The organism is Burkholderia glumae LMG 2196 = ATCC 33617 (assembly GCF_000960995.1).
Taxonomy (GTDB): Bacteria; Pseudomonadota; Gammaproteobacteria; order Burkholderiales; family Burkholderiaceae; genus Burkholderia; species Burkholderia glumae.
The window spans coordinates 210,240-230,905 of sequence record NZ_CP009435.1 but is presented as its reverse complement, the minus strand read 5'-3'; the positions used below and the strand labels follow the sequence as shown (position 1 = coordinate 230,905).

Sequence of the window (20,666 nt, the reverse complement as noted above, 5' to 3'; positions counted from 1 at the left end):
GGCCCGCACGGTAGGGGGCTGCTGTGGATCGTGCCGCCGGCCCGCCGACGGGCGCGGGGCGGCCGCCGATCATGGCGGTGGGCGGCAGGGCTGCGCGCCCGGTGTGGGACGTGGTGTGGTGCGGCGACGTGCGCCGGCATCGATGCCCGCGGGGCGGGGCGGCCGGCGCGGGCGGCGCCTACTGCGAGGCCGCCGTCGCCTGCGAGGCGTGATGGTGCTGCCAGCGCGCCTTCCGCTGCTCGTGGCGCGCCTTCATGTTCGCGAACTGTTGCTTGAGGGCGGCGCTGACGGTCGTTTTCTGCTGGTCGTTCAGGCCGTCGTAGAACGCGAGCCAGGCGCGTTCGGTCTGCTCGCGCAACAGCGCGTTCTGCTGCTCGACCTGCTGGCGCGCGCTGTGCAGCGCGTCGAGGTCGAGGATCGGCTGGCTCTGCGCGGCCTCGAGCTGCGAGCGCGCCTGCTCGAAGTTCCGGCGCATCGCCTGGCGGTTCTGCTTCGAGGTGGCGGCGGCGGCCTGGTACTGTTGCTCCTGCCGCGCGTTCAGCCCGAGCTGGTCGTGCAGGCGCTCGAACACGGCTTCGGGACCGCCGTGGCGGTGCCAGTGCGGCCCCGGGCCGCCATGCGCGTCGGCGGGCGGCATGGCGGCGCCGGCGGTCTGGGCCTGGGCGGCGGCGCTCAGCGAGAGGGCCAGTACGGTCGCGGCGGCGATAGCCATGCGGGACGTCTTCTTATACATTGCGGTGACTCCTGATTGGATGAACGGGTCGACGTGGCGGCGCGGTGCGCGAAGCGGCCAGCGCCGTCCGCATCGGTAGGACGCAGCGTAGCCAAGCACGCCGCCGCCGGTGTTACGTCGGCCCCGTCCCCGGTTACCGCGCATTACATCCGGCTTGCACGGTAATTCCCAGTAACCCATTGGCCGGTATGTTTCAGCCGGGCCCGCCAAGCCGCACGGTAAACTTCACGCCATGACTACCCAGATCCTCATCGTCGACGACGACCAAGAACTGCGCGACCTGCTGCGCGACTACCTCGTGCGCCAGGGCATGGAAGTGTCGGTGCTGCACGACGCCGCCTCGCTCGAGAAGCGCCTGGAGCGCGAGCGCCCCGACCTGATCGTGCTGGACCTGATGATGCCGGGCGTCGACGGCTTGACCGCGCTGCGCCGGCTGCGCGCGGCCGGCGACGACATCCCGGTGATCATGCTGACCGCGCGCGCCGACGACGTGGACCGCATCGTCGGCCTCGAGCTCGGCGCCGACGACTACCTCGGCAAGCCGTTCAACCCGCGCGAGCTGCTGGCGCGCGCCCAGGCGGTGCTGCGCCGGCGCCGCGCCACGCCGTCGGCGGCGGCGCCCGAGCAGCGCGAGCCCTACGCGTTCGGCCGCTTCGTGCTCGACTTCCAGGCGCGCACGCTGTCGGTGGACGGCCGGCCCGCCACGCTGTCGAGCAGCGAGTTCGCGCTGCTGAAGATCTTCGTCAACAACGCGCTGCGCACGCTCACCCGCGAGCGCCTGCTCGAACTGCTGCACGGCCCCGAGTACGACGGCACCGACCGCGGCATCGACGTGCAGGTCTGGCGCCTGCGGCGGATCCTGGAAAGCGATCCTTCCACGCCGCGCTTCATCCAGACCGTGCGTGGCCGCGGCTACGTGTTCGTGCCCAACGGCGAGGCCCATGCGCAGACCCATTGATTCGCTGTTCGGCCGGCTCGCCATGCTGGTGGTGGGCGTGCTGCTGCTGTCGCACTTCGCGTGGTACCTGGCGATCCGGCTCGACCGCAACGAATCGCAGATGCGCTATGCCGTGGAGGAGGCCGCGTTCCTCGTCGAAGCGGTCCGCCAGCACGAGCAGCACACGCCGGACCAGCCGCTGCCCTCGCGGGTGCGGATCGTGCCGCCCGACAGCCCCGACGTGCCGCGTGAAGACCCCGACATGGCGGCGCCCCCGAAGCGCTTCCTCGACGATCTGCGCGACCGCATGCCGGCCGGCACCGAGGTGCGCTTCGGCCAGCCGGGCAAGCCGCCCGTGCTGTGGGTGAAGGAGCCGAACGACCGCAACTGGATCGTGGTGCCCGCGCAGCCGTTGCGGCCGCGCCGCTCGCGCGACCGCATGCTGATGTGGCTCGGGATGATCTTCTCGGCCGCGGTGATGGCGGCGCTGTTCGCCGCCTGGCAGTTGCAGCAGCCGCTGCGTTCGCTGGCGCGCGCGGTGGGCCGCTTCGGCCGCGGCATGACGGTGCCGCCGGTGCGCGAGGCCGGCCCGCGCGAGCTGCGCCAGCTCACGCGCGGCTTCAACCAGATGGTCGAGCAGGTGTCGCGCGCCGAGAACGATCGCGCCGTGATGCTGGCCGGCGTGGCGCACGACCTGCGCACGCCGCTCGCGCGCATGCGGCTGCGCGCCGAGATGATGGACGACATGCGGCTGCGCGACGGCGTGGTACGCGACGTCGATTCGATGTCGCACATCGTCGACCAGTTCCTCGTGTTCGCGCACGGCGGCGTCGATCGCAGCGAGGTGGTGGAGGTCGATCAGGCCTGCGAGCGGATCGCACGCACCTATCGGGCGGTCGCGCCGAACGCGCCGACGGTCGACGTCGCGCTCGCGGCGGGCAGCGGCTTCCGGCTGCCGGCCGCGACGCTCGACCGGATTCTCTCGAACCTGCTCGACAATGCGCACGCCTATGGCGCGCCGCCGGTGCGGGTCGCCACCGAGCGCACCGGCGAGGGTTACCTGCTGAGCGTGAGCGACCACGGCAAGGGCATCGCGCAGCGCGACCTGGCCGACGCCACGCGGCCGTTCGTGCGGCTCGACCCGGCGCGCGGCGGCAACGGCCACAGCGGGCTCGGGCTCGCCATCGTCGAGCGGCTCGTGCAGCGCCTCGGCGGGACGTGCCGGATCGGTAACCAGGAGCAGGGGGGGCTGCGCGTCGCGATGGTGTTCCCGTTGGACGCGGTGCCCAAACCCGAACGCGACCCCGCGGGGGCGTGAGCCGCCGGGACTCGAAAGCAAGCGGAGAGGGCCGGCGCGGCGGGCGCCGCGCCGGCGTGTCGGGCTACTCGCCGAACAGCGACCCGAGCGTTTCCGCCGCGTGGCTGTCGATGGTGTTGTAGGTGACGCTCGTCGCCTCGAAGATATACAAAGTCGTGTACTTGCCGAGCCGCTCGAGGATTTCGTCCTGCAGCGATTCCGGCACGATGTTCATGTTCAGATACCACGCGGTAGACGACAGCCGCGCCTGGAACGCACCGTACTCCTGCATCAGCGTGTAGAACGCGTCCGCGTCCTGATCCCGGCACACGATAACCAGATTTCCTGCCATTCAGCCCTCCTGCATGTAGACGTTCGTTCTTGCCAAGCAGACTCGATCATACCTGCTTCGCTGCGGCTCTTTGCCCACGTTTGGCCGGACCCGCGCGGCGCCGCTGTTGCATCCGCGCCCGGGCGGGTTTCGCCGCGTGCCGGATCGCGGCATAATTCGCCCTTGCACGGCGGCGCGCACGTTGCAGCCCGCTTGCAAGTTCTTTCAAAGTCCCCGCGATCCACCCGTTTCGGGTCGATTTCTCCACGATTCGCGGCGGATACCAGCATGATGTATGCCGCGAGCTTGTGCCTGAAACACGGGTTGTAGTAGTGTCTTGCCGTCGTCGCGTCGGTCGGTTTTGCCGACGACGGGGGAGGCGAGGCGGACGGGGCAGCGGTGGCCTCGATCCGCAATTGCCAGTCGTAACGAAACACCGCGCTTCGCGCCTTACCATGAGTCGTGTGTACATGATGGCCTTAATCTTTGACTCGATCGGCCGTACCGGGGAGGGCGCCTGATGGACTTTGGCTTCAATCCGAACCGCATCGCGAACGCCTCGGCGTGGCGCGTGCTCCCGAACCGTTGGGACTTCATCGCCTTTCCGTTGATCCTGTGCGTGATCGCGATGGCGGCGGTCGGCTTCCACGAGACGATGGCGCCGATCGCCACGCTCTCCACCCAGAAGATTTCGCTCGATCCGGCGAACCTGCCGGAGTACGCGCTGCGCACCACGCTGCGCATGCTGGCCGCGATGATCGCCTCGCTCGTCTTCACGCTGGTCTACGGCACGCTGGCGGCCAAGAGCCGCCGCGCGGGGATGGTGCTGGTGCCGATCCTCGACATCCTGCAGTCGGTGCCGGTGCTCGGCTACATCTCGTTTACCGTTACGTTCTTCCTCGCGCTGATCCCGAGCCGCGTGGCGGGCGCCGAACTGGCCGCGATCTTCGCGATCTTCACCAGCCAGGCCTGGAACATGACGTTCAGCTTTTACCAGTCGCTGCGCACCGTGCCGCGCGACCTCGACGAGGTCTCGCGCGGCTTCCACCTGACGTCCTGGCAGCGCTTCTGGAAGCTCGAGGTGCCGTTCTCGATGCCGGGTCTGGTCTGGAACATGATGATGTCGATGTCGGGCGGCTGGTTCTTCGTGGTGGCCTCGGAGGCGATCACGGTGGGCAACCACACCATCACGCTCCCCGGCATCGGCGCCTACCTGGCGCAGGCCATCACCGAGCAGAACCTGCACGCGGTGGGCTGGGTGATCCTGACCATGACGGTGGTGATCCTTGCCTACGACCAGCTGCTGTTCCGCCCGCTGGTGGCCTGGGCCGACAAGTTCCGCATGGAGAACACCAGTTCGGGCAACGCGCCCGAATCCTGGCTGCTCGATCTGGTGCGCCGCACGCGCCTGATCCACCAGCTGCTGGTGCCGGCCGGCTGGCTGTTCGCGAAAATGGCACGGCTGCCGTTCCGGCTGCCGAGCTTCGACGCCGCGCGCTTCGCGCTGCCGCGCGTCGAGAAGCAGGCGTCGCGCGTGGCCGACATCGGCTGGGCGATCCTCGTGCTGCTCGGCACCGCCTACGTGGTCTGGCGCGTGGTGGCGTTCGTCAGCACCGGCGTGACGCTCGCCGAGGTCGGCCACGTGTTCCTGCTCGGGCTCGCCACGCTGCTGCGCGTGGTGGTGCTGATCGTGATCGCCTCGGTGATCTGGGTGCCGATCGGCGTCTGGATCGGCCTGCGCCCGGCGCTCGCCGAGAAGGCCCAGCCGGTCGCGCAGTTCCTCGCGGCGTTCCCGGCCAACCTGCTGTTCCCGGTGTTCGTGATCGTGATCGCGCGCTACAAGCTGAACCCGGACATCTGGCTGTCGCCGCTGATCGTGCTCGGCACGCAGTGGTACATCCTGTTCAACGTGATCGCGGGCGCGACGTCCTACCCGAACGACTATCGCGAGGCCGCCACCAATTTCCGCATCCGCGGCTGGCAATGGTGGCGCCAGGCGATCCTGCCCGGCATCATGCCGTACTACATCACGGGCGCGATCACCGCCTCGGGCGGGGCCTGGAACGCGAGCATCGTCTCGGAGTTCGTCCAGTGGGGCGACACCAAGTTCGAGGCGCACGGGCTCGGCGCCTATATCGCGCAGATGACGGCGGCCGGAGACTACCCGAAGATCATCATGGGCATCACCGTGATGTCGCTGTTCGTGACGCTGTTCAACCGCCTGTTGTGGCGCCCGCTGTACGCCTATGCCGAAGCCAAGCTGCGGCTCGACTAAGACTCATTGAGAGCGAAACGCGATGCAAAACCAGAATGCTGCCCCGACGCCGGCGCCGCTGCGCCTGGGCGACGAGATCCTGAACGTCAAGGATGTCAGCCGTGGCTTCAACAAGACCCAGGGCGAGCTGCTCGTGCTGGACGGTGCCAACCTGTCGCTGCGCGAAGGCGAGATCGTCGGCCTGCTCGGCCGTTCGGGCTCCGGCAAGTCGACGCTGCTGCGCATCATCGCCGGGCTGATCGAGCCGACGGGCGGTGAGGTCACCTATCTCGGCAAGCCGCTGACCGGCCCCGCCGAGGGCGTCGCGATGGTGTTCCAGACCTTCGCGCTGTTCCCGTGGCTGACCGTGCTGCAGAACGTCGAGGCCGGCCTCGAGGCGCTCGGCGTGGGCGCGCGCGAGCGGCGCGAGCGCGCGCTCGCGGCGATCGACCTGATCGGCCTGGACGGCTTCGAGAACGCCTATCCGCGCGAGCTGTCGGGCGGCATGCGCCAGCGCGTCGGCTTCGCGCGCGCGCTGGTGGTCGATCCGACCATCCTGCTGATGGACGAGCCGTTCTCGGCGCTCGACGTGCTGACCGCCGAGACGCTGCGTACCGACCTGCTCGACCTGTGGACGCAGGGCCGCATGCCGATCAAGTCGGTGCTGATCGTCACGCACAACATCGAGGAAGCGGTGTTCATGTGTGACCGCATCCTCGTGCTGTCGTCGAACCCGGGCCGCGTGATCGCCGAGATCAAGGTGCCGTTCAAGCATCCGCGCAACCGTCTGGACCCGGCGTTCCGCCGCCTGGTGGACGACATCTACGCGAAGATGACGGCGCGCCAGACGGGCGAGGCGACCAAGAAGGGGCTGGAGCTCGGCAGCTGGCTGCCGCAGGTGTCGACCAACCTGATGGCGGGCCTGATCGAGACGCTGGCCGCGGCGCCGTATCACGGCCGCGCCGACATGCCCGAAATCGCGCGCTCGCTGCACCTGGAGGTGGACGATCTGTTCCCGATCGCCGAAGTGCTGCAGTACCTGGGCTTCGCCGACGTGCGCGAGGGCGACGTGTTCCTCACGCCGCCGGCCCGCGTGTTCGCCGAGTTCGGCACGCAGGAGCGCAAGCTGATGTTCGCCGACCACCTGCTGCGGCATGTGCCGCTCGCGGCGCGGATCAAGAAGGTGCTCAACGAGCGGCCCGGCCATCGCGCGCCGCGCGTGCGCTTCGAGCAGGAACTGGAGGACTTCCTGTCCGACAGCGCCGCGGAGGAAACGCTCGACTCGGTGATCGACTGGGGCCGTTACGGCGAGATCTTCTCGTACAACGACCAGACCGAGATTTTCAGTCTCGAGGACGTGGAGTCCTGATCGGCGGCGGGCGGCGGCGGGCGCCCGCCGCTTCGCCTCATGGCGCCCCCGCGGCCGGCCGCGGCTATTGCAGGCTGCCCCAGCGCGCCACGGCCGGCTCCGCCGAGGCCCAACTCCAGCGGCCCTGCGGCGCCTGACAGGCGCTGGCGATGAACCAGTCGGCCGTCTGGCCGTCCTTCACCGAGAACGCGAACTCCTTGCAGAGCGCCAGCGGCGTCGAGAACGCCCGCGTCACCCGCACCTCGCCTTCGCCATTCTCGATCGGCACCCGGTTCTTCACCTTCCACGGCGCCGTCTCGCCCACCGCGAGCGCGCCCGCCGTGGCCGCGATCACGTCCTGCTGATGCGCGTGGAAACCCTTCATGGTGCGGTTGACGGCCTCGTCGGTGGCGGCCTGCACGGCGATGCCCACGCCGATGCCGACGGCCGGATTGGCCGTGACGAGCCCGGTGGCCGCGCCGGCCAGCGCACCGCTCGCCGCGCCCACCGAGCCGCAGCCGGGCAGCGTGGACACCGCCGCCGCGAGCGCGCAGACGGCCGCCGCGCCGCGCCACGCGCTCATTGCAGTGCTCCCCAGCGCGCCGTGGCCGGTTCGGCCGAGGCCCATTTCCATTTCGGCCCGTCGCGGCAGATAGTCGCGACGTAGAACGACGAGCCCAATTGCGCGGGCGGCGTCGCGGCCGCCGCGGCCGAGGCCGCCGATGCGGCGGCCGGAGCGGCGGCACCCGAGGCCGCGCTGGCCGCGGCCGCGTGCTTCGCGTCGCTGTCCACCGCGAACACGATTTCCTTGCAGTCGAGCGGCCCGACGCTGATCAGGCGGCTGACCGTCACGCGGCCGTATTCGTCGTCCTCGATCGGCACCGTGTGATGGGCGGACCAGCGCGCCACGCCGCCCACCGGAAGCGGGCCGGCCGCGTCGGCGATCTGGGCCTGCGAATAGGTATGGGCGACGCGCTGCGTGTACTGCACGCCGGCGCGCGCGGCGGCCACCGCGCCGAGGCCGATGCCGGTGGCCACCGCCGCGTTGTTGGTGACCTTCGCGGCCACCGCCGCGCCGGCGATGCCGGCGCCGGCGGTCGCGCCTTCGCTATAGAGGGAATTGCAGCCGGAGAGCAGCAGCGACAACGCGGCGCCGGCGAGCGCGAGGCTCGCGGCGCGGGGCGGCCGCCGAAACGAAGCGGTGCGTGAGTTCATGCTGGATGCGGTCCTGTCGGGAATGCGCCGCGTCCGCGGCTGCTTGCGCGGCATCGGCGTCATTGTTCCGCAATGTTTCGATCCGAATTGCAAAGAATGGAAAAAAACGTTCGCGGCGCCGGTTGGCACATAGTGTCATACAAATCGCTGGGGGAGGGTCGCATCGTTACAAATTGAAGGTAATTGTTACCGTTGCGCCGTCCGGGCCGGCCTACACTGGTTTGTCACTGTTTCAACGGCGATGCGCCGCACAGCTCGATGAGACATCCCGCAATGCGCCGTACCCGGCGCAATCCCCGCCCGGAAAGCGGCAGCAGCGCGCGCCGGCCGGCACCCGCCGACACCGCCGCGCCCATGCCGTCCGGCGCCCCCGCTGACGGTGAGCACAACCAGGGCGGCGCGCGCCCTGAAGGGATCGACTATCAGCGCGATCTCGGCGCCGAGCAGGACGCCTGAGATACCTGTTCCCGGCGTCCTCCGCGCCTTCCGCATCGCGGCGCCGGCCGTTCGCGCCGGCTGCCATCGCCGTCCAGTCCAAGCGTGACATCCGCGCCGTCGCGCCGGGCACCTCGCGTGCTTGCGACGGGGGACCGGGCGTGGTCACGCACCGTGGTATCCAGCACAGGAGGTCAGGCCGTATGAGCAGATTGATCGTGGTTTCGAATCGTGTGGCAGCCGGGCAGGACACGCGTCCGTCGGCGGGCGGGCTCGCGGTGGGCGTGCTCGATGCGCTGCAGCAGTCGGGCGGGATCTGGTTCGGGTGGAACGGCGAGATCGTCGGCGAGCCGGGCGAGCCGGTGATCGAGCGCGAAGGCAACCTCACCTACGCGACGGTGGGGCTCACGCGGCGCGATTACGACCAGTATTACCGCGGCTTCTCGAACGCCACGCTGTGGCCGGTATTCCACTACCGCATGGATCTCGCGCGCTTCGACCGGCAGGAGTACGAAGGCTATCAGCGCGTGAACGCGACGCTCGCCGCGCAACTGCGTGCGCTGATCCGGCCCGACGACATCATCTGGGTTCACGATTACCACCTGCTGCCGTTCGCGCACGCGCTGCGCGCGCTCGGCGTGCAGAACCCGATCGGCTTCTTCCTGCACATCCCGTTCCCCTCGCCGGAGGTGCTGCGCACCGTGCCGCCGCACGAGGAGCTGGTCCGCTGCCTGTGCGCCTACGACGTGGTGGGTTTCCAGACCGAATCGGACCAGCAGGCGTTCGTCGACTACATCGAACGGCGCGGCATCGGCACCGCCAGCGAGGACGGCATGCTCCACGTCCACGGCCGCGTCGTGAAGGTCGGCGCCTATCCGATCGGGGTCTATCCGGAGGCGATTGCGGAAGCCGCGCGCCAGCATGCGCAACGCAAGCCGGTGGCCGCGCTGCGCAACGCGGTCCGCGATCGCAAGCTGGTGATGAGCGTGGACCGGCTCGATTATTCGAAGGGGCTCGTCGAGCGCTTCCAGGCGTTCGAGCGGATGCTGGCCAGTGCGCCCGGCTGGCAGGGGCGCGTCTCGTTCGTGCAGGTCGCGCCGCCGACGCGCTCCGACGTGCAGACCTACCAGCGGATTCGCCAGACGCTGGAGCAGGAGGCGGGCCGTATCAACGGCCGCTTCGCGCAGCTCGACTGGACCCCGATCCAGTATCTGAACCGCAAGTACGAGCGCAACCTGCTGATGGCGCTGTTGCGGCATGCGCACGTCGGCTACGTGACGCCGCTGCGCGACGGCATGAATCTGGTTGCGAAGGAATACGTCGCCTCGCAGAATCCCGAGGATCCCGGCGTGCTGGTGCTGTCCGAGTTCGCCGGTGCCGCGGCCGAGCTGCCGGGCGCGCTGATCGTCAATCCCGCCGACCTTTCGCAGATGGCCGAGGCGCTCGAGCGTGCGCTGTCGATGCCGCTCGGCGAGCGGCGCGAGCGGCACGCCAGCAACTTCGCCGCGCTCAAGCGCAACGATCTCTCGGTGTGGCGCGATTCGTTCGTCTCGGACCTGCGCAGCGTGGCCACGGCCGTGTCGGTCACGCAGCGCGCGGGACGGCGCACCGCGGATGCGTGACGGCCAGCAGGCTGACTGGCCCGGCCAAGCCGGGCCAGTCAGAGCAACGCAGGCAAGGGGCGGCGCCGCGGCGCCGCCTTTTTTCGTCGTCACAGGCGGGCCGGGCGCGGGCAAGAGCACCCTCGTCGACGCGCTGGCCGCGCGCGGGCTGGCCCGCACCGACGAGGCGGGGCGCGGCGTGATCGTCGACCAGGTGGCGATCGACGGGCCCGCGCTGCCGTGGCGCGATCGCGCGGCGTTTGCGGAGCTGATGCTCGCCTGGGAAATGCGCTCCTACGCGATGGCGGAACGCGTGGCGGCGCGCGGTGCCGGGCCGGTGCTCTTCGATCGCGGCGTGCCGGACGTGATCGGCTATCTGCGGCTGTGCGGGCTGCCCGTGCCGCCGCACGTGCTGGCGGCGGCGCGGCGATATCGCTATCGCAGCCCGGTGTTCCTCGCCCCGCCGTGGCCCGAGATCTACGTGCGCGACGCCGAGCGCAAGCAGGATTACGCCGAAGCGGTGCGTACCGCGGAGGTGATGAGTCGGGTCTATCGCGCGCTCGGCTACCGGCTCGTCGAACTGCCTTGCGTGGCGGTCGAGGCGCGCTGCCGGTTCGTGCTCGACACGCTCGCCGCCGACGGCTCGGCGCACGCGCGCTGAGCCGTCGGCCCGGAAGGCTCAGGATCCGGCGTCCGCGGCGCCTGCACCGATTCGCAGCAGGCTCACGCAGGCGGCGAGCGCCGCGAACGCGGTGGCGACGTACAAGGCAAGGGTCGGCCCGTGCGTGGGCGCCACGTTGAAGATCAGCGCGACCAGCGCGGCGCCGAGCGTCTGTCCGCTGAGCCGTGCCGTGCCGAGCATGCCGCTCGCGCCGCCGCTGCGGTGGCGCGGCGCCGACGACAGGATCGCGCGATTGTTGGGCGATTGGAACAGCCCGAAGCCGGCCCCGCACAGCGCCATGCGCCAGATGATGTCGAAAGGGGCCGGGTGCGCGCCGAGCGTGGCGAGCGCGAGCAGCCCCGCGGCGAACAGCGCCAGGCCGATGCCGCCCAGCGTGCCCGCGGAGTAGCGGTCCGAAAGAACGCCCGCGAGCGGCGCGGCCACCATGATCACGAGCGGCCATGGCGTCATGTAGAGCCCGGTCTCGACCTGCGATAGCCCGAGCGTGTGCTGCAGCCAGAACGGCAAGGCGACGAAGGTGAGCATCTGCGAGGTGAACGAGGCCACCGAGGTGCCGATCGACAGCGCAAACAACGGGATTCGCAGCAGGTCGACGGGCAGCAGCGGCGCGGGCTGCGACAGTTGCCGGCGCACGAACACGTAGCCGAGCACCACCGCGCCGATCGCACCGGCCGCGACGAGGCCGTGGTTGCCGCCGTGGCCGAAGCCGTCGACGGTGAGGATCACGAGGCCGAACACGCAGGCGTTCAGGATCGCGCTCGGATAGTCGTACGGCGCGTCGTCGCCGCGCGTGACCGGCAGCGCGCGCAGGCCGACCGCGACGGCCGCGATGCCGATCGGCACGTTGATCGCGAACAGCCACGGCCAGGTCGTGACCGCGAGCACGGCCGACGCGATGGTCGGCCCGATCGCCGAGGCGAGCGCCACCACCATCGCGTTGAGCGAGACGCCCCGCCCGAGCAGGCGCGGCGGGTAGATCATCCGCACCAGCGCGGTGTTGACGCTCATGATGCCGGCCGCGCCGAAGCCCTGGATCACGCGCATCGCCGCGAGCGAGGCGAGCGAATCGGCCAGCGCGCAGCCCAGCGACGAAACCGTGAACAGCGCGAGCCCGGCGACATAGACGCGCCGGTAGCCGATTCGGTCGCCCAGCGCAGCCAGCGGCAGCAGCGAGATCGTGATGGTGAGCTGATAGGCGTTGACGACCCAGATCGAGGCGGCGTCGGTGGCGTGCAGGTCGCGCGCGATGGTCGGCAGCGCGACGTTCGCGATCGCGCTGTCGAGCACGGCAAGCAGCACGCCGAGCGCGACGCAGAGGATGGCCCAGTAGCGTTCGGGAAGCGGCAGGCCGTTGTCGTCGGCGTTCATGGTCGGGGGGCGGAGCGATACGGGCGGTGGGCCGGCGCATGGGCGCCGGCCGATCGGTGCGACCGCGACCGCAGGCGGCCGCGTCGGCGCGCCAGCCCTGGGGTGCGCGCCGGCGGCTGCGGTCGCGCGGGGGCTTACTTCAGCGCATAGAGGCCGGTGTAGCTGGCCGACGCGATCTCGTTCAGATGGATCATGAAGCGCGCCACCGCGTTGGTGGTGTCGGGCGTGACGGGCAGGCTGTCCACCTTCAGCGCATGGACGCGGAAGATGTAGCGATGCGGCTTGTCGCCTCGCGGCGGGGCCGTGCCGCCGAAGCCGTCGTCGCCGTAGTCGTTGCGCACCTGCACCGCGCCGGCCGGCAGCTTTGCGCCGCCCGCCGCACCCGCGCCTTCCGGCAGGCTGGTGGTGCCGACCGGCAGGTTCACCGCGACCCAGTGCCAGAAGCCGCTGCCAGTGGGCGCATCGGGATCGTAGACGGTGACGGCGAGGCTTTTCGCATCGGCCGGCACGCCTTCCCAGCGCAGCGCGGGCGAGGTGTTGCCGCCGTCCACGCCGAACCCGGCGTGGTGGTATTCCTGCGCTTTCGGCATCAGCGCGCCATCGGCAAAGGCGTCGGTTTGGAGCCGGAATTCAGCCATGGTGATGGATCTCCTGAGTTCGGTGGGAAGCCGCCGCGAACCGGGCCTGCCGGCCGCGCCGGCGCGGATCGGCCGAGTGTATCACCGGCGTTCCGATCACGACGGCGGCCGATGCGCGCGTGACGCGGCCCGGCCGGCCTTCGCGGCCGCCGGAGCGCCTCACGCTTCGAAATCGAGTCCCCCGAGCAGCACGTGCGGCGTGGTCTGCGTGCGCGAGCCGAAGTCGAGGCCGCGCGCGCTTTCCCAGCCCGGCAGCTTGCACGACAGGGCGTTGAGATAGCGCGCGAAGCGGGCGCCGTCCTGGTCGGCGACGAGCCGCTCGATCTCGTCGCCGTCCCAGGTCAGCGTGACGTCGAGCGGATGGTCGAAGCCGCGGACGTGGACGGGCGTGGTGCTGACGACGTGGATCTGGCTCGGGTGGCCGTGGCCGCCGTAGCGTACGGCGACGACGCGCACGCGCGGACCGAGCATCGTCGCGATGCGCGCGGCGATGCGGGGAGCGAGTTCGGTGTCGAACCGGTGCGCGGTGTCGGGTTTCATGATGAAGGCGTGGCGGTCCCGGGTGGGCGTTGCGTCGCTTCGTCGCGGTGTTCGAAAATCCTAGCATGCGACCGCCGCGCAGCGCTCGTGGCGCGCATCAAGTGCCCGTAACCGGGCGTTACCACTTGCTGCACCTGTTACGGCGAGCGCATCCCACAATTCGCTCCATCACGTACCACTTCGAGTGGAGAGCATCATGATCAACAAGAAAATCGTCGCAGTGCTGGTGGCCGCCGGGACGCTCGTCGCCGCCGGCCCGGCTTCCGCTCATGGGCGCTGGCACGATCACGGCGGGGGCGGCGCGGTGGTCGGTGCGCTGATCGGGGGCGCCGTGCTCGGCGCGATCGTCTCGTCGGCCTTGACGCCCGAGCCGGCCTACGCGGCGCCGGCCTATCAGCCCGTGTATCAGCAGCCCGCGCAGTATCAGTACCAGCAGACTTATGCCGGCCCGCCGCCAGGCACCTGCTATGACGGCTACCGCAATGCCTACGTGGCCTGTGGCCCGCAGCCGGCCCCCGACTACTATCCGCAACAGGGATGGTGAGCAAGCGCCGCGCGCCGCCCTGGCGGCGGCGACGGCGGCGCGTGGTATTCAGCTAGGCAGAATATGAAAAGCGCCCGCACCGGCACCGCCGGGCGGGCGCTTTTTTTTGCGCGACGCGGGATGAGCCGGCGCCGCGAGGCGTGACCGATGCAATCCGCCTTCCGGTTGGCGATACAACCAGTTGCAAATCCCGTGCTGCCGGCGCGCGGAGCGGCCGGCTTCGCCCGCGATTGCCGGCTTCGTCAGCCGGGCTAGTGGCCATGCCCTGCGCCGCGCCCGCCGCCGCCGTGCCCGCCGGGCCAGCCGCCGGGACCACCACCGGGACCACCACCGGGACCACCACCGGGACCACCACCGGGACCACCACCGGGACCACCACCGCGCCAGCCGCCGCCGCCGTTGCCACCGCCGCCGTTGCCACCCCCGCCGCGCCAGCCGCCGCCATGCCAGCCGCCACGATCGTGCCAGTCGCCGCCGCGGCCACGCCAGTCGCCGCGGTCGCGCCAGCCGTGGTCGCGATAGCCACCCCCGCCGCCCCAGATGTTGACGGTGCCGTAGACGGGCGCGTAGCCCCCGCCGCCATAGCCATAGCTGTCGGCATAGCCATTCGTGTAGTAGGGTTGCGAATAGCCATAGCCGCCGTCGGGTACGGCGACGCAGCCAGCCAGCGCGGCGGCGATTCCGAGGATTCCGATCCGTCTCAGCATGATGAGTCTCCAGAGTGCTGATGATAGGAAGGGTGCGGCTTCGGCGAGTTCGGGAGCAATTGTGTCGGGAGATTACAATCGCGTAAGTTGGCGCGCCACTCGGGCGGGCCGCCAGGCGCCACCGCCGTGGAGAGTTCGGGCGGCCCGCGGCGCGCGCCGGCGCAGGTTCCCGGGCGGCTCGCCCGTTTCAACCGGTTTCAACCGATTCGATCCACTTGCCCGATTCGTCAAACAGGAGATCCGTATGCGTCGTTCGTTCCGGCTGTCCCTCGTATTTACCGCGGCCGTGGTGTCGCTCGGCGGCGCGCATCTGGCGTCCGCGCAGTCCGTTGCTTCGGGCGCCGCCGCGTCGGCACCGGCTGCGGCGGCGGCCGCCGCCGATCTGAAAATGTTCCCGGCTCCGCAGCCCGGCATGCAGCGCGCGGTGATCTCGCTGCCGCCGGCCGAACTCGAGGACGACCTGCGCGTGCAGGTGATCGTCGGCAAGACGATGCCGACCGATTGCAACGTCCATTTCTTTCCGGCGCGCTTGCAGCACGACACCTTGCCGGGCTCGGGCTATCCGTACTACCGCGTGACCGACATCGGCCCGGTGGCCGCCACCAAAATGGCCTGCGCGCCGTCGGCCACGCCGCAGTCGGCGTTCGTGATCGGCCGCGGCGACGGTTTTTTGCTGCGTTACAACAGCCGCCTGCCGGTGGTCGTCTACGTGCCCGACGGCTATGAGGTGCGCTACCGGCTCTGGCAGGGGTCCAACGAGGTCGGGCGCGCGGTGGTGCGTTGAGCGCGCCGCCGCCGATGAAGCCACGGCAGGCGCGGTGCTAGCGTAGCGAGCAGGCCAGCCAGTTGCGGATGCGGATCGCGTCGGCGACATGGTCGCGCGGCCCCGGGGCGTCGAGCAGCACCACGTCCACGGGTCGAGCGCCGATGCGGTAGCGGATCACGAGGCAGTGGCCTGCCTCGTTGATGAAGCCGGTCTTCTGCAGCCGGATCCGCGTGTCGCCGCCGCGGACGAGCGCGTTCGAATTCACGTAGCTCAGTTGTCCGCGGCCGGGATGCACGACCTGCGCGTGGTCGGTCGAGAACGTGCGGATCGCCGGGTAGCGGGCTGCGGCCGACAGTAGGCGGGCCAGGTCGCGGGCCGTCGAGACGTTCTGGGGCGAGAGCCCCGTTGCGTTGACGAAACGCGTGTTCGTCATGCCGAGCATGCGCGCCTTGCGGTTCATCGCGGCGATGAAGGCCGGCCGCCCGCCCGGATAGTCGCGCGAGAGCGCCGCCGCCGCGCGGTTCTCCGACGACATCAGCGCGATGTGCAGCATGTCGCGCCGCGACAGCACCGAGCCGACCTTCAGGCGGGAACCGGTGAACTTGATCGTGTCGCGATCGCTGACGGAGACGCGCAGCCGGTGGGTGAGCGGCACGTGCCGATCGAGCGAGACCACCGCCGTCATCAGCTTCGAGACCGATGCGATCGGCTTGATCCGGTTCGCATGGCGTTCGAGCAGCACCGTGCCGCTGCGCTCGTCGATCACGTAGATCGCCTGGGAATGCAGCAGGCGCCGGGTGGCCGGCGTGTAGCCGCAACTCGCGAGCAACTGCGGTTTGGCGCTGCTGACGGTGCTCGCGGTGAGCGGCGCCGGCGGCACATGCGCGTGCCTTGCGGTATGCCGCGGCTGGCCGACGGGCCGATGCGGCTTGCGCCTCGCGGTTCTCGCGCGCGTCGCGCGCTGGCGATGCTGCCGCTCGTGCGAGACGGCGCCGTGCGTGGGCGCCGCGCGGCGGCGCGGCTTGCGGCGCGCCTTCGCGTGCCGTGCCGGCTTGGCGTGCCTGGCGGGGCGCACCGTGCAGCGCGCGCGGTGCGCGCCGTGGGCTTTCGCGCAGGTGCGCGAGGTGGGCGCGGCCGTTGCGGCGTCCGGCAGCAGGACGGCCGCCAGCGCGATCGTCAGCAGCACGAGGGGGCGCCGCAACGGCAGGGAAACTCGGAACAGACGGGTGATCGGGTGCTGGGTCATTCTGAATACGGCGAGGGAGCGGGTTGAACTGGTCGCGTCGCGCGTATGACCGGTCGCGCGCAAAAAGATTCGCGCGCGGCCGCCGGCGCAGGCGTCAGTCCCAGATGCTGCGGATGGCGATGGCGACGATCACGGGCACCGAGAACACCAGCGGAATCGCGAAGTAGGGCGCTTCACGGTCGACGAGGTAGCTATAGATTACCCAGGCGGCGCCGATCGCGAACGTGGCGATGCCGGCGAGCACGGCGATCAGGTTGAGCGTGCGGGTCGACAGGCGGCGCGGTTTGTCGGGTTCGGTGGGCATCGTCGGCGACAGCGGAAATAGAGGGCGCGGAAATGGCGGCGGTCGGACGCGCGGCGAGCGACCGCATTCATCATCGCAGCAAAGCGCCGCACTGCGCAAGGCGCGGCGCCCGGCACGAGCGTCAGGGGGCGCCGTCGCCCTGCGGCTCGACGCCGGCCGCGCCTTCGAGCAGGCGGCGCGTGGCTTTGTACGAGTGCAGCATCTGCTCCGGCCACGGCGATTGCAGCATCACCGCTTCGTGGTTCTCGAAGGCCGACGACAGCAGTTGCGCCAGCTGCGGCGAACACAGATGGCGCAGCAGCACCGTCAGCGCGATCGCGGTGGCCTGGCCGGCGCCTGCCGTCTGCAGTTCGGCGGCGGTTAGCGCGGCGATTTGTTCGTTGACGTTCATGAAGAAGCTCCCGAGGCTGATAGCTGAATGGCATGGGCCGCGCCGGGCGCGGCAAAATCGTGATTTTCGCATGAGCCGCACGGCGGAGCGGCGTTCTTTTCGGGAGGGGCGATGAGGCATCCGAACTATCTGCTGATTGCGATCGGCTTGGTCCTGGCGCTCGCGGCGGCGTCGAGCGTCTACCGGACCGCTGAGTTCTCCGCGGCGTCGGCCGTCACGACCGGCACCGTGGTGCGTCTGCTGGCGGGCGCTCACCATCCCGAAATCGTGTTCGAGGCGGCGGACGGCCGGCATTATCGGCGCGCGATCGGCACCTGGCGCTCGCTCGCGGCCGGGGAGCGCGTGCCGGTGCGTTATCTCGCGGACGACCCTGACGGCAGCGTGGAAATCGACTTTGACGCCGACATCTGGTCGCTGCCCGTGTTCCTGTGCCTGATGGCGGGGCTGTTCCTCTGGAACGGCGCGAGCGGGGCGCCGCCGCGCGGCCGCTGAGCACTGGCGCGGGCGCCCGGCCCCTGTGCGTAAGCCGGCGCGGTGCGCCGTGCGCCGCACGAATCAGGCGGAGATTCGGAATTCGATTGGCGGCTTCGCGAGCCGGGGGATGGCGCAGGCTGATTGCTATGTAATCGGTCGAGCCCCATCCGACCCGACGAGTTCATCCCCATGGTGGCCCCCCGTTCACCCGTCCGCCGCGCCGTCCGGCGCCACTGCGTTGCCCGATACCAGCCAGGCTTCCGCCGCCTCGCAGGCGGGCGGCCCGGCCGCGCCGCGTCGCAACGGTCATGCCGGGCCGCCGCAGCACATGCCGGGCAGCTTCGCCGCGCGCCGCCCGGACAGCCGGCCGGTTGCAGCGGCTGCCGCCGGCCGGGCGGACGCGTTGGACGCCGTGATCCGTCATTTCTCGATGCTTCAGGATCAGGCGTCGATGGACCGGCTGAGTTTGATGTCGACCGGGGACAACCCGATGCCGAGACTCAATGGCGCCGTGATGCAGTTCCCGACGCCGGGACTCGGCGGTGAACTCGCCGGCGCGAGCAGTCTGGCGCTCGGCCAGCGGATGATGACATGGCACATGCTGAGGTCCATCGAGGGCATCGGGCAGGAAATGCTGAACACGATCAAGGACGGCAAGGTGAAGGACGAGGATGCGTGAGCGACCCCGTGCGGCGGCATCTGCCGGCCGTGCGCTCCGGCCGTAGCGGCCGGTCCGGAATGCGCCGGACCGGCGCCGCTCCATGGCCTTGGCGGTGCTAGCGCAGCGAGACGCCGTCGAACCGGTGGCTGCCGAGCGGTGAGAACACCAGCCCCTCGACGCGCTTCGAGGCCGGCAGCGAGACGATCGAATGCGCGATCGGCGTGAACGGCACCTGCTGCTTGAAGATCACCTGCGCCTGCTCGTAGCGTGCCGTGCGCGCCTTCAGGTCGGGCTCGGCGCGCGCCTTGGTGATCAGCGCGTCGAACGCCGGATCGCACCATTTCGAGACGTTGCCGCCGTGGACGGCGGCGCAGCCGAGCAGCGCGCCGAGCCAGTTGTCGGGGTCGCCGTTGTCGCCCGACCAGCCGTAGAGCAGCGCGTCGTGTTCGCCGTTCTGCTTGGCGCGGCGGTTGTATTCACCCCATTCGTAGCTCACGATCCGTGCGCGCACGCCGATCTTCGCCCAATCCTGCTGAATCATCTGCGCCATCAACCGCGCGTTCGGATTGTAGGGGCGCTGCACCGGCATGGCCCACAGCGTCAGGTCGAAGCCGCTCGCGAGGCCCGCCTTCGCGAGCAGCGCGCGCGCGGCGGCCGGGTCATGCGGCGCGTCCTTCAAGGCCGGGTTGTAGGACCACTGCGCTGGCGGCATCGGATTGGTCGCGACCCGCGCGTTGCCTCCGAACACCGCCTCGATGATGGCCGGCTTGTCGATCGCCATGTCGAGCGCGCGGCGCACCTCGACGCGATCGAGCGGCGCGTGCTGCGTGTTGTAGGCGAGAAAGCCGACGTTGAAGCCGACGCCCGAGACGAGCTTCAGCGCGGGATTGCGCTTGACGGCCTCGAGGTCCGCCGGACGTGGAAACACCGAGACCTGACATTCGCCGCTCGCGAGCTTCTGGATGCGCACGCCTGGATCGGGGGTGATCGCGAATACCAGATGCGCGAGTCGGACGTCCTGGGGCCGCCAGTAATCGGGATTCGCGTCGTAGCGGATCAGCGAGTCCTTCTGGTAGGAGCGGAACACGAACGGCCCCGTGCCCACCGGCAACTGGTTGATGTCGGCCTCGCGGTGGCGCGCGCTCAGTTGCGCGGCATACTCGGCCGACAGGATCGATGCGAAGCTCATCGCCAGGTTGCGCGCGAAGATCACGTCGGGCGTCCTGAGATGGAAGCGCACCGTGTTGCCGTCGAGCTTTTCGATGCGCACGATGTTGCGGTCGAATCCGAGGTCGCTGAAGTACGGGAAGCTCGTCGGGTAGGCACGGCGAAACGACAACTGCGGATCGAGCATGCGGTTGAACGTGAACAGGACGTCGTCGGCGTTGAACTCGCGTGTCGGATGGAACCAGGGCGTGGTCTGGAATTTCACCCCGCGGCGCAGGTGGAACGTGTAGACGCGCTGGTCCGCCGAGCTTTCCCAACCCGTCGCGAGCCCCGGTTCGAGATCGAGCGTGCCGTTGCGAAACTGCACGAGTTCGTTGTAGACCGTGTACGTGCTGGCGTCGAAGTCGGTGCTGGTGGTGTGCTGGCCCGGATCGAAGCCGGCCGGGCTGCCTTCGCTGCAGAACACCAGCGTGCCGCGCGGCGTGGCGCCGGCGACTGGCGGCGCCAGGGTCATGGCGAGCGCGGCGGCCGCGACGAGGGGCATCAGCAAGGCGCAGGCCCGGCTTCGCGCTGGCGCGAGGCGGGCGCGGAACAGATCGAGTGGCATGGTGTCGTGTGATGAGGCCGGCGCCCGCCGCCATCGGGCGCGCGGCCGGGCCGGCGGTTGTCGATCGCATCGATTCTCGGCGCGTCCGGCGCTTCGGCACCACCAATTTATCCGCACAAGGATAGTCGGCTGCGCCATATGAAGCGGGGCAGGCCGCCGGCTTGACACATGGCCGCCATACCGCCGCTCGTCGCTCGGCCGGCGCGGCGGCGGTGGGCGGCATCGCCTGACCGAGATAGGTGTCGCGGCGAAATCGCCAGCGGCCGGATCATCGCGCCGAGTGCGCCGTGACGCGCCTGGCAGCCTTCCTACCCATGACTCGCCGGGGCAACCGGCCATGCGGCCGTGGATGTACCGAACCGCCGGTTGATCGATCGGTATTGTCGTGTGAGGCGGCACCGGGGCTGTCTATGTCGGCGA

The 20,666-nt window shown here is 70.0% G+C and carries 23 protein-coding genes; 11 read left to right on the top strand and 12 right to left on the bottom strand.

The window, feature by feature from the left end:
* Positions 1–178 precede the first annotated feature (178 nt).
* Entirely contained in the window at positions 179–733 is a 555-nt protein-coding gene (locus KS03_RS13655; RefSeq protein WP_015876703.1) for a periplasmic heavy metal sensor, read from the bottom strand.
* A gap of 232 nt (positions 734–965) precedes the next feature.
* Between KS03_RS13655 and KS03_RS13650 the strand changes: the two genes are divergently transcribed.
* On the top strand, positions 966–1,691 hold the full coding sequence (locus tag KS03_RS13650; RefSeq protein ID WP_015876702.1) for a response regulator: 726 nt from the start codon (positions 966–968) through the stop codon (positions 1,689–1,691).
* Positions 1,675–2,988, top strand: coding sequence for an ATP-binding protein (locus KS03_RS13645; RefSeq protein WP_015876701.1), 1,314 nt, complete (start codon positions 1,675–1,677; stop codon positions 2,986–2,988). The genes KS03_RS13650 and KS03_RS13645 overlap by 17 nt, the downstream gene beginning before the upstream one ends.
* A 64-nt stretch (positions 2,989–3,052) precedes the next feature.
* On the opposite strand, the gene KS03_RS13640 is transcribed toward KS03_RS13645, so the two are convergent.
* Positions 3,053–3,319, bottom strand: coding sequence for a double-stranded DNA-specific endonuclease (locus tag KS03_RS13640; RefSeq protein WP_015876700.1), 267 nt, complete (start codon positions 3,317–3,319; stop codon positions 3,053–3,055).
* A gap of 499 nt (positions 3,320–3,818) precedes the next feature.
* Here KS03_RS13640 and KS03_RS13635 point away from each other — a divergent pair, with 499 nt between their 5' ends.
* Together KS03_RS13635 and KS03_RS13630 are read left to right on the top strand one after the other, a co-directional pair.
* Entirely contained in the window at positions 3,819–5,573 is a 1,755-nt protein-coding gene (locus KS03_RS13635; protein WP_015876699.1) for an ABC transporter permease, read from the top strand.
* A 22-nt stretch (positions 5,574–5,595) separates the two neighbouring features.
* Positions 5,596–6,921, top strand: a complete 1,326-nt coding sequence (locus KS03_RS13630; RefSeq protein ID WP_015876698.1) for an ABC transporter ATP-binding protein — start codon at positions 5,596–5,598, stop codon at positions 6,919–6,921.
* Between the two features lie 64 nt (positions 6,922–6,985).
* Here KS03_RS13630 and KS03_RS13625 read toward each other — a convergent pair whose 3' ends face one another.
* Together KS03_RS13625 and KS03_RS13620 are read right to left on the bottom strand one after the other, a co-directional pair.
* Entirely contained in the window at positions 6,986–7,483 is a 498-nt protein-coding gene (locus tag KS03_RS13625) for a hypothetical protein (protein WP_015876697.1), read from the bottom strand.
* Positions 7,480–8,115 (bottom strand): hypothetical protein, encoded by a 636-nt coding sequence (locus KS03_RS13620; protein WP_015876696.1) that lies wholly within the window; start codon positions 8,113–8,115, stop codon positions 7,480–7,482. The genes KS03_RS13625 and KS03_RS13620 overlap by 4 nt, the downstream gene beginning before the upstream one ends.
* A gap of 258 nt (positions 8,116–8,373) precedes the next feature.
* Here KS03_RS13620 and KS03_RS13615 point away from each other — a divergent pair, with 258 nt between their 5' ends.
* The 3 genes from KS03_RS13615 (at position 8,374) to KS03_RS13605 (ending at position 10,812) form a co-directional block, all read left to right on the top strand.
* A complete protein-coding gene (locus KS03_RS13615; protein WP_015876695.1) occupies positions 8,374–8,571 on the top strand; it encodes a hypothetical protein in 198 nt (65 codons plus the stop codon).
* Between the two features lie 182 nt (positions 8,572–8,753).
* Positions 8,754–10,172 carry an alpha,alpha-trehalose-phosphate synthase (UDP-forming) gene (gene otsA / locus KS03_RS13610; RefSeq protein WP_015876694.1) on the top strand — a complete coding sequence of 473 codons (1,419 nt, stop codon included), beginning with the start codon at positions 8,754–8,756 and terminating at the stop codon, positions 10,170–10,172.
* Entirely contained in the window at positions 10,165–10,812 is a 648-nt protein-coding gene (locus tag KS03_RS13605) for an AAA family ATPase (RefSeq protein ID WP_015876693.1), read from the top strand. The genes otsA and KS03_RS13605 overlap by 8 nt, the downstream gene beginning before the upstream one ends.
* Positions 10,813–10,830: 18 nt before the next feature.
* On the opposite strand, the gene KS03_RS13600 is transcribed toward KS03_RS13605, so the two are convergent.
* The 3 genes from KS03_RS13600 to KS03_RS13590 all read right to left on the bottom strand — a co-directional run bounded on the left by KS03_RS13600 (position 10,831) and on the right by KS03_RS13590 (position 13,379).
* The gene (locus KS03_RS13600; RefSeq protein WP_017433512.1) at positions 10,831–12,201 is read right to left on the bottom strand and encodes an MFS transporter; all 1,371 of its coding nucleotides are present in this window, start codon (positions 12,199–12,201) and stop codon (positions 10,831–10,833) included.
* 134 nt (positions 12,202–12,335) lie between these two features.
* Positions 12,336–12,839: a YbhB/YbcL family Raf kinase inhibitor-like protein gene (locus KS03_RS13595; protein WP_015876691.1), complete on the bottom strand. Its 504-nt coding sequence runs from the start codon at positions 12,837–12,839 to the stop codon at positions 12,336–12,338.
* 159 nt (positions 12,840–12,998) lie between these two features.
* The gene (locus tag KS03_RS13590) at positions 12,999–13,379 is read right to left on the bottom strand and encodes a DUF5594 family protein (RefSeq protein ID WP_015876690.1); all 381 of its coding nucleotides are present in this window, start codon (positions 13,377–13,379) and stop codon (positions 12,999–13,001) included.
* 196 nt (positions 13,380–13,575) lie between these two features.
* Here KS03_RS13590 and KS03_RS13585 point away from each other — a divergent pair, with 196 nt between their 5' ends.
* On the top strand, positions 13,576–13,923 hold the full coding sequence (locus tag KS03_RS13585; RefSeq protein ID WP_035981820.1) for a hypothetical protein: 348 nt from the start codon (positions 13,576–13,578) through the stop codon (positions 13,921–13,923).
* Between the two features lie 251 nt (positions 13,924–14,174).
* Here the strand turns inward: KS03_RS13585 and KS03_RS32465 are convergent, their stop codons facing one another.
* A complete protein-coding gene (locus tag KS03_RS32465; RefSeq protein ID WP_080942757.1) occupies positions 14,175–14,630 on the bottom strand; it encodes a hypothetical protein in 456 nt (151 codons plus the stop codon).
* A gap of 244 nt (positions 14,631–14,874) precedes the next feature.
* Between KS03_RS32465 and eco the strand changes: the two genes are divergently transcribed.
* Positions 14,875–15,414, top strand: a complete 540-nt coding sequence (eco, locus tag KS03_RS13575) for a serine protease inhibitor ecotin (protein ID WP_015876687.1) — start codon at positions 14,875–14,877, stop codon at positions 15,412–15,414.
* A gap of 37 nt (positions 15,415–15,451) precedes the next feature.
* Here eco and KS03_RS13570 read toward each other — a convergent pair whose 3' ends face one another.
* The 3 genes from KS03_RS13570 to KS03_RS13560 form a co-directional block, all read right to left on the bottom strand.
* Positions 15,452–16,642, bottom strand: a complete 1,191-nt coding sequence (locus KS03_RS13570) for a serine hydrolase (protein ID WP_045678837.1) — start codon at positions 16,640–16,642, stop codon at positions 15,452–15,454.
* Positions 16,643–16,736: 94 nt separating this feature from the next.
* Positions 16,737–16,946: a hypothetical protein gene (locus KS03_RS13565; RefSeq protein ID WP_015876685.1), complete on the bottom strand. Its 210-nt coding sequence runs from the start codon at positions 16,944–16,946 to the stop codon at positions 16,737–16,739.
* Between the two features lie 121 nt (positions 16,947–17,067).
* The gene (locus KS03_RS13560) at positions 17,068–17,337 is read right to left on the bottom strand and encodes a hypothetical protein (protein WP_015876684.1); all 270 of its coding nucleotides are present in this window, start codon (positions 17,335–17,337) and stop codon (positions 17,068–17,070) included.
* A gap of 111 nt (positions 17,338–17,448) precedes the next feature.
* On the opposite strand from KS03_RS13560, the gene KS03_RS28965 reads away from it, so the two are divergent.
* The gene (locus tag KS03_RS28965; protein WP_017433131.1) at positions 17,449–17,829 is read left to right on the top strand and encodes a DUF3592 domain-containing protein; all 381 of its coding nucleotides are present in this window, start codon (positions 17,449–17,451) and stop codon (positions 17,827–17,829) included.
* Positions 17,830–18,049: 220 nt separating this feature from the next.
* On the top strand, positions 18,050–18,490 hold the full coding sequence (locus KS03_RS13550) for a hypothetical protein (protein ID WP_017433130.1): 441 nt from the start codon (positions 18,050–18,052) through the stop codon (positions 18,488–18,490).
* Between the two features lie 97 nt (positions 18,491–18,587).
* Here the strand turns inward: KS03_RS13550 and KS03_RS13545 are convergent, their stop codons facing one another.
* Positions 18,588–20,183, bottom strand: coding sequence for an ABC transporter substrate-binding protein (locus KS03_RS13545; RefSeq protein ID WP_373419886.1), 1,596 nt, complete (start codon positions 20,181–20,183; stop codon positions 18,588–18,590).
* Positions 20,184–20,666 lie beyond the last annotated feature (483 nt).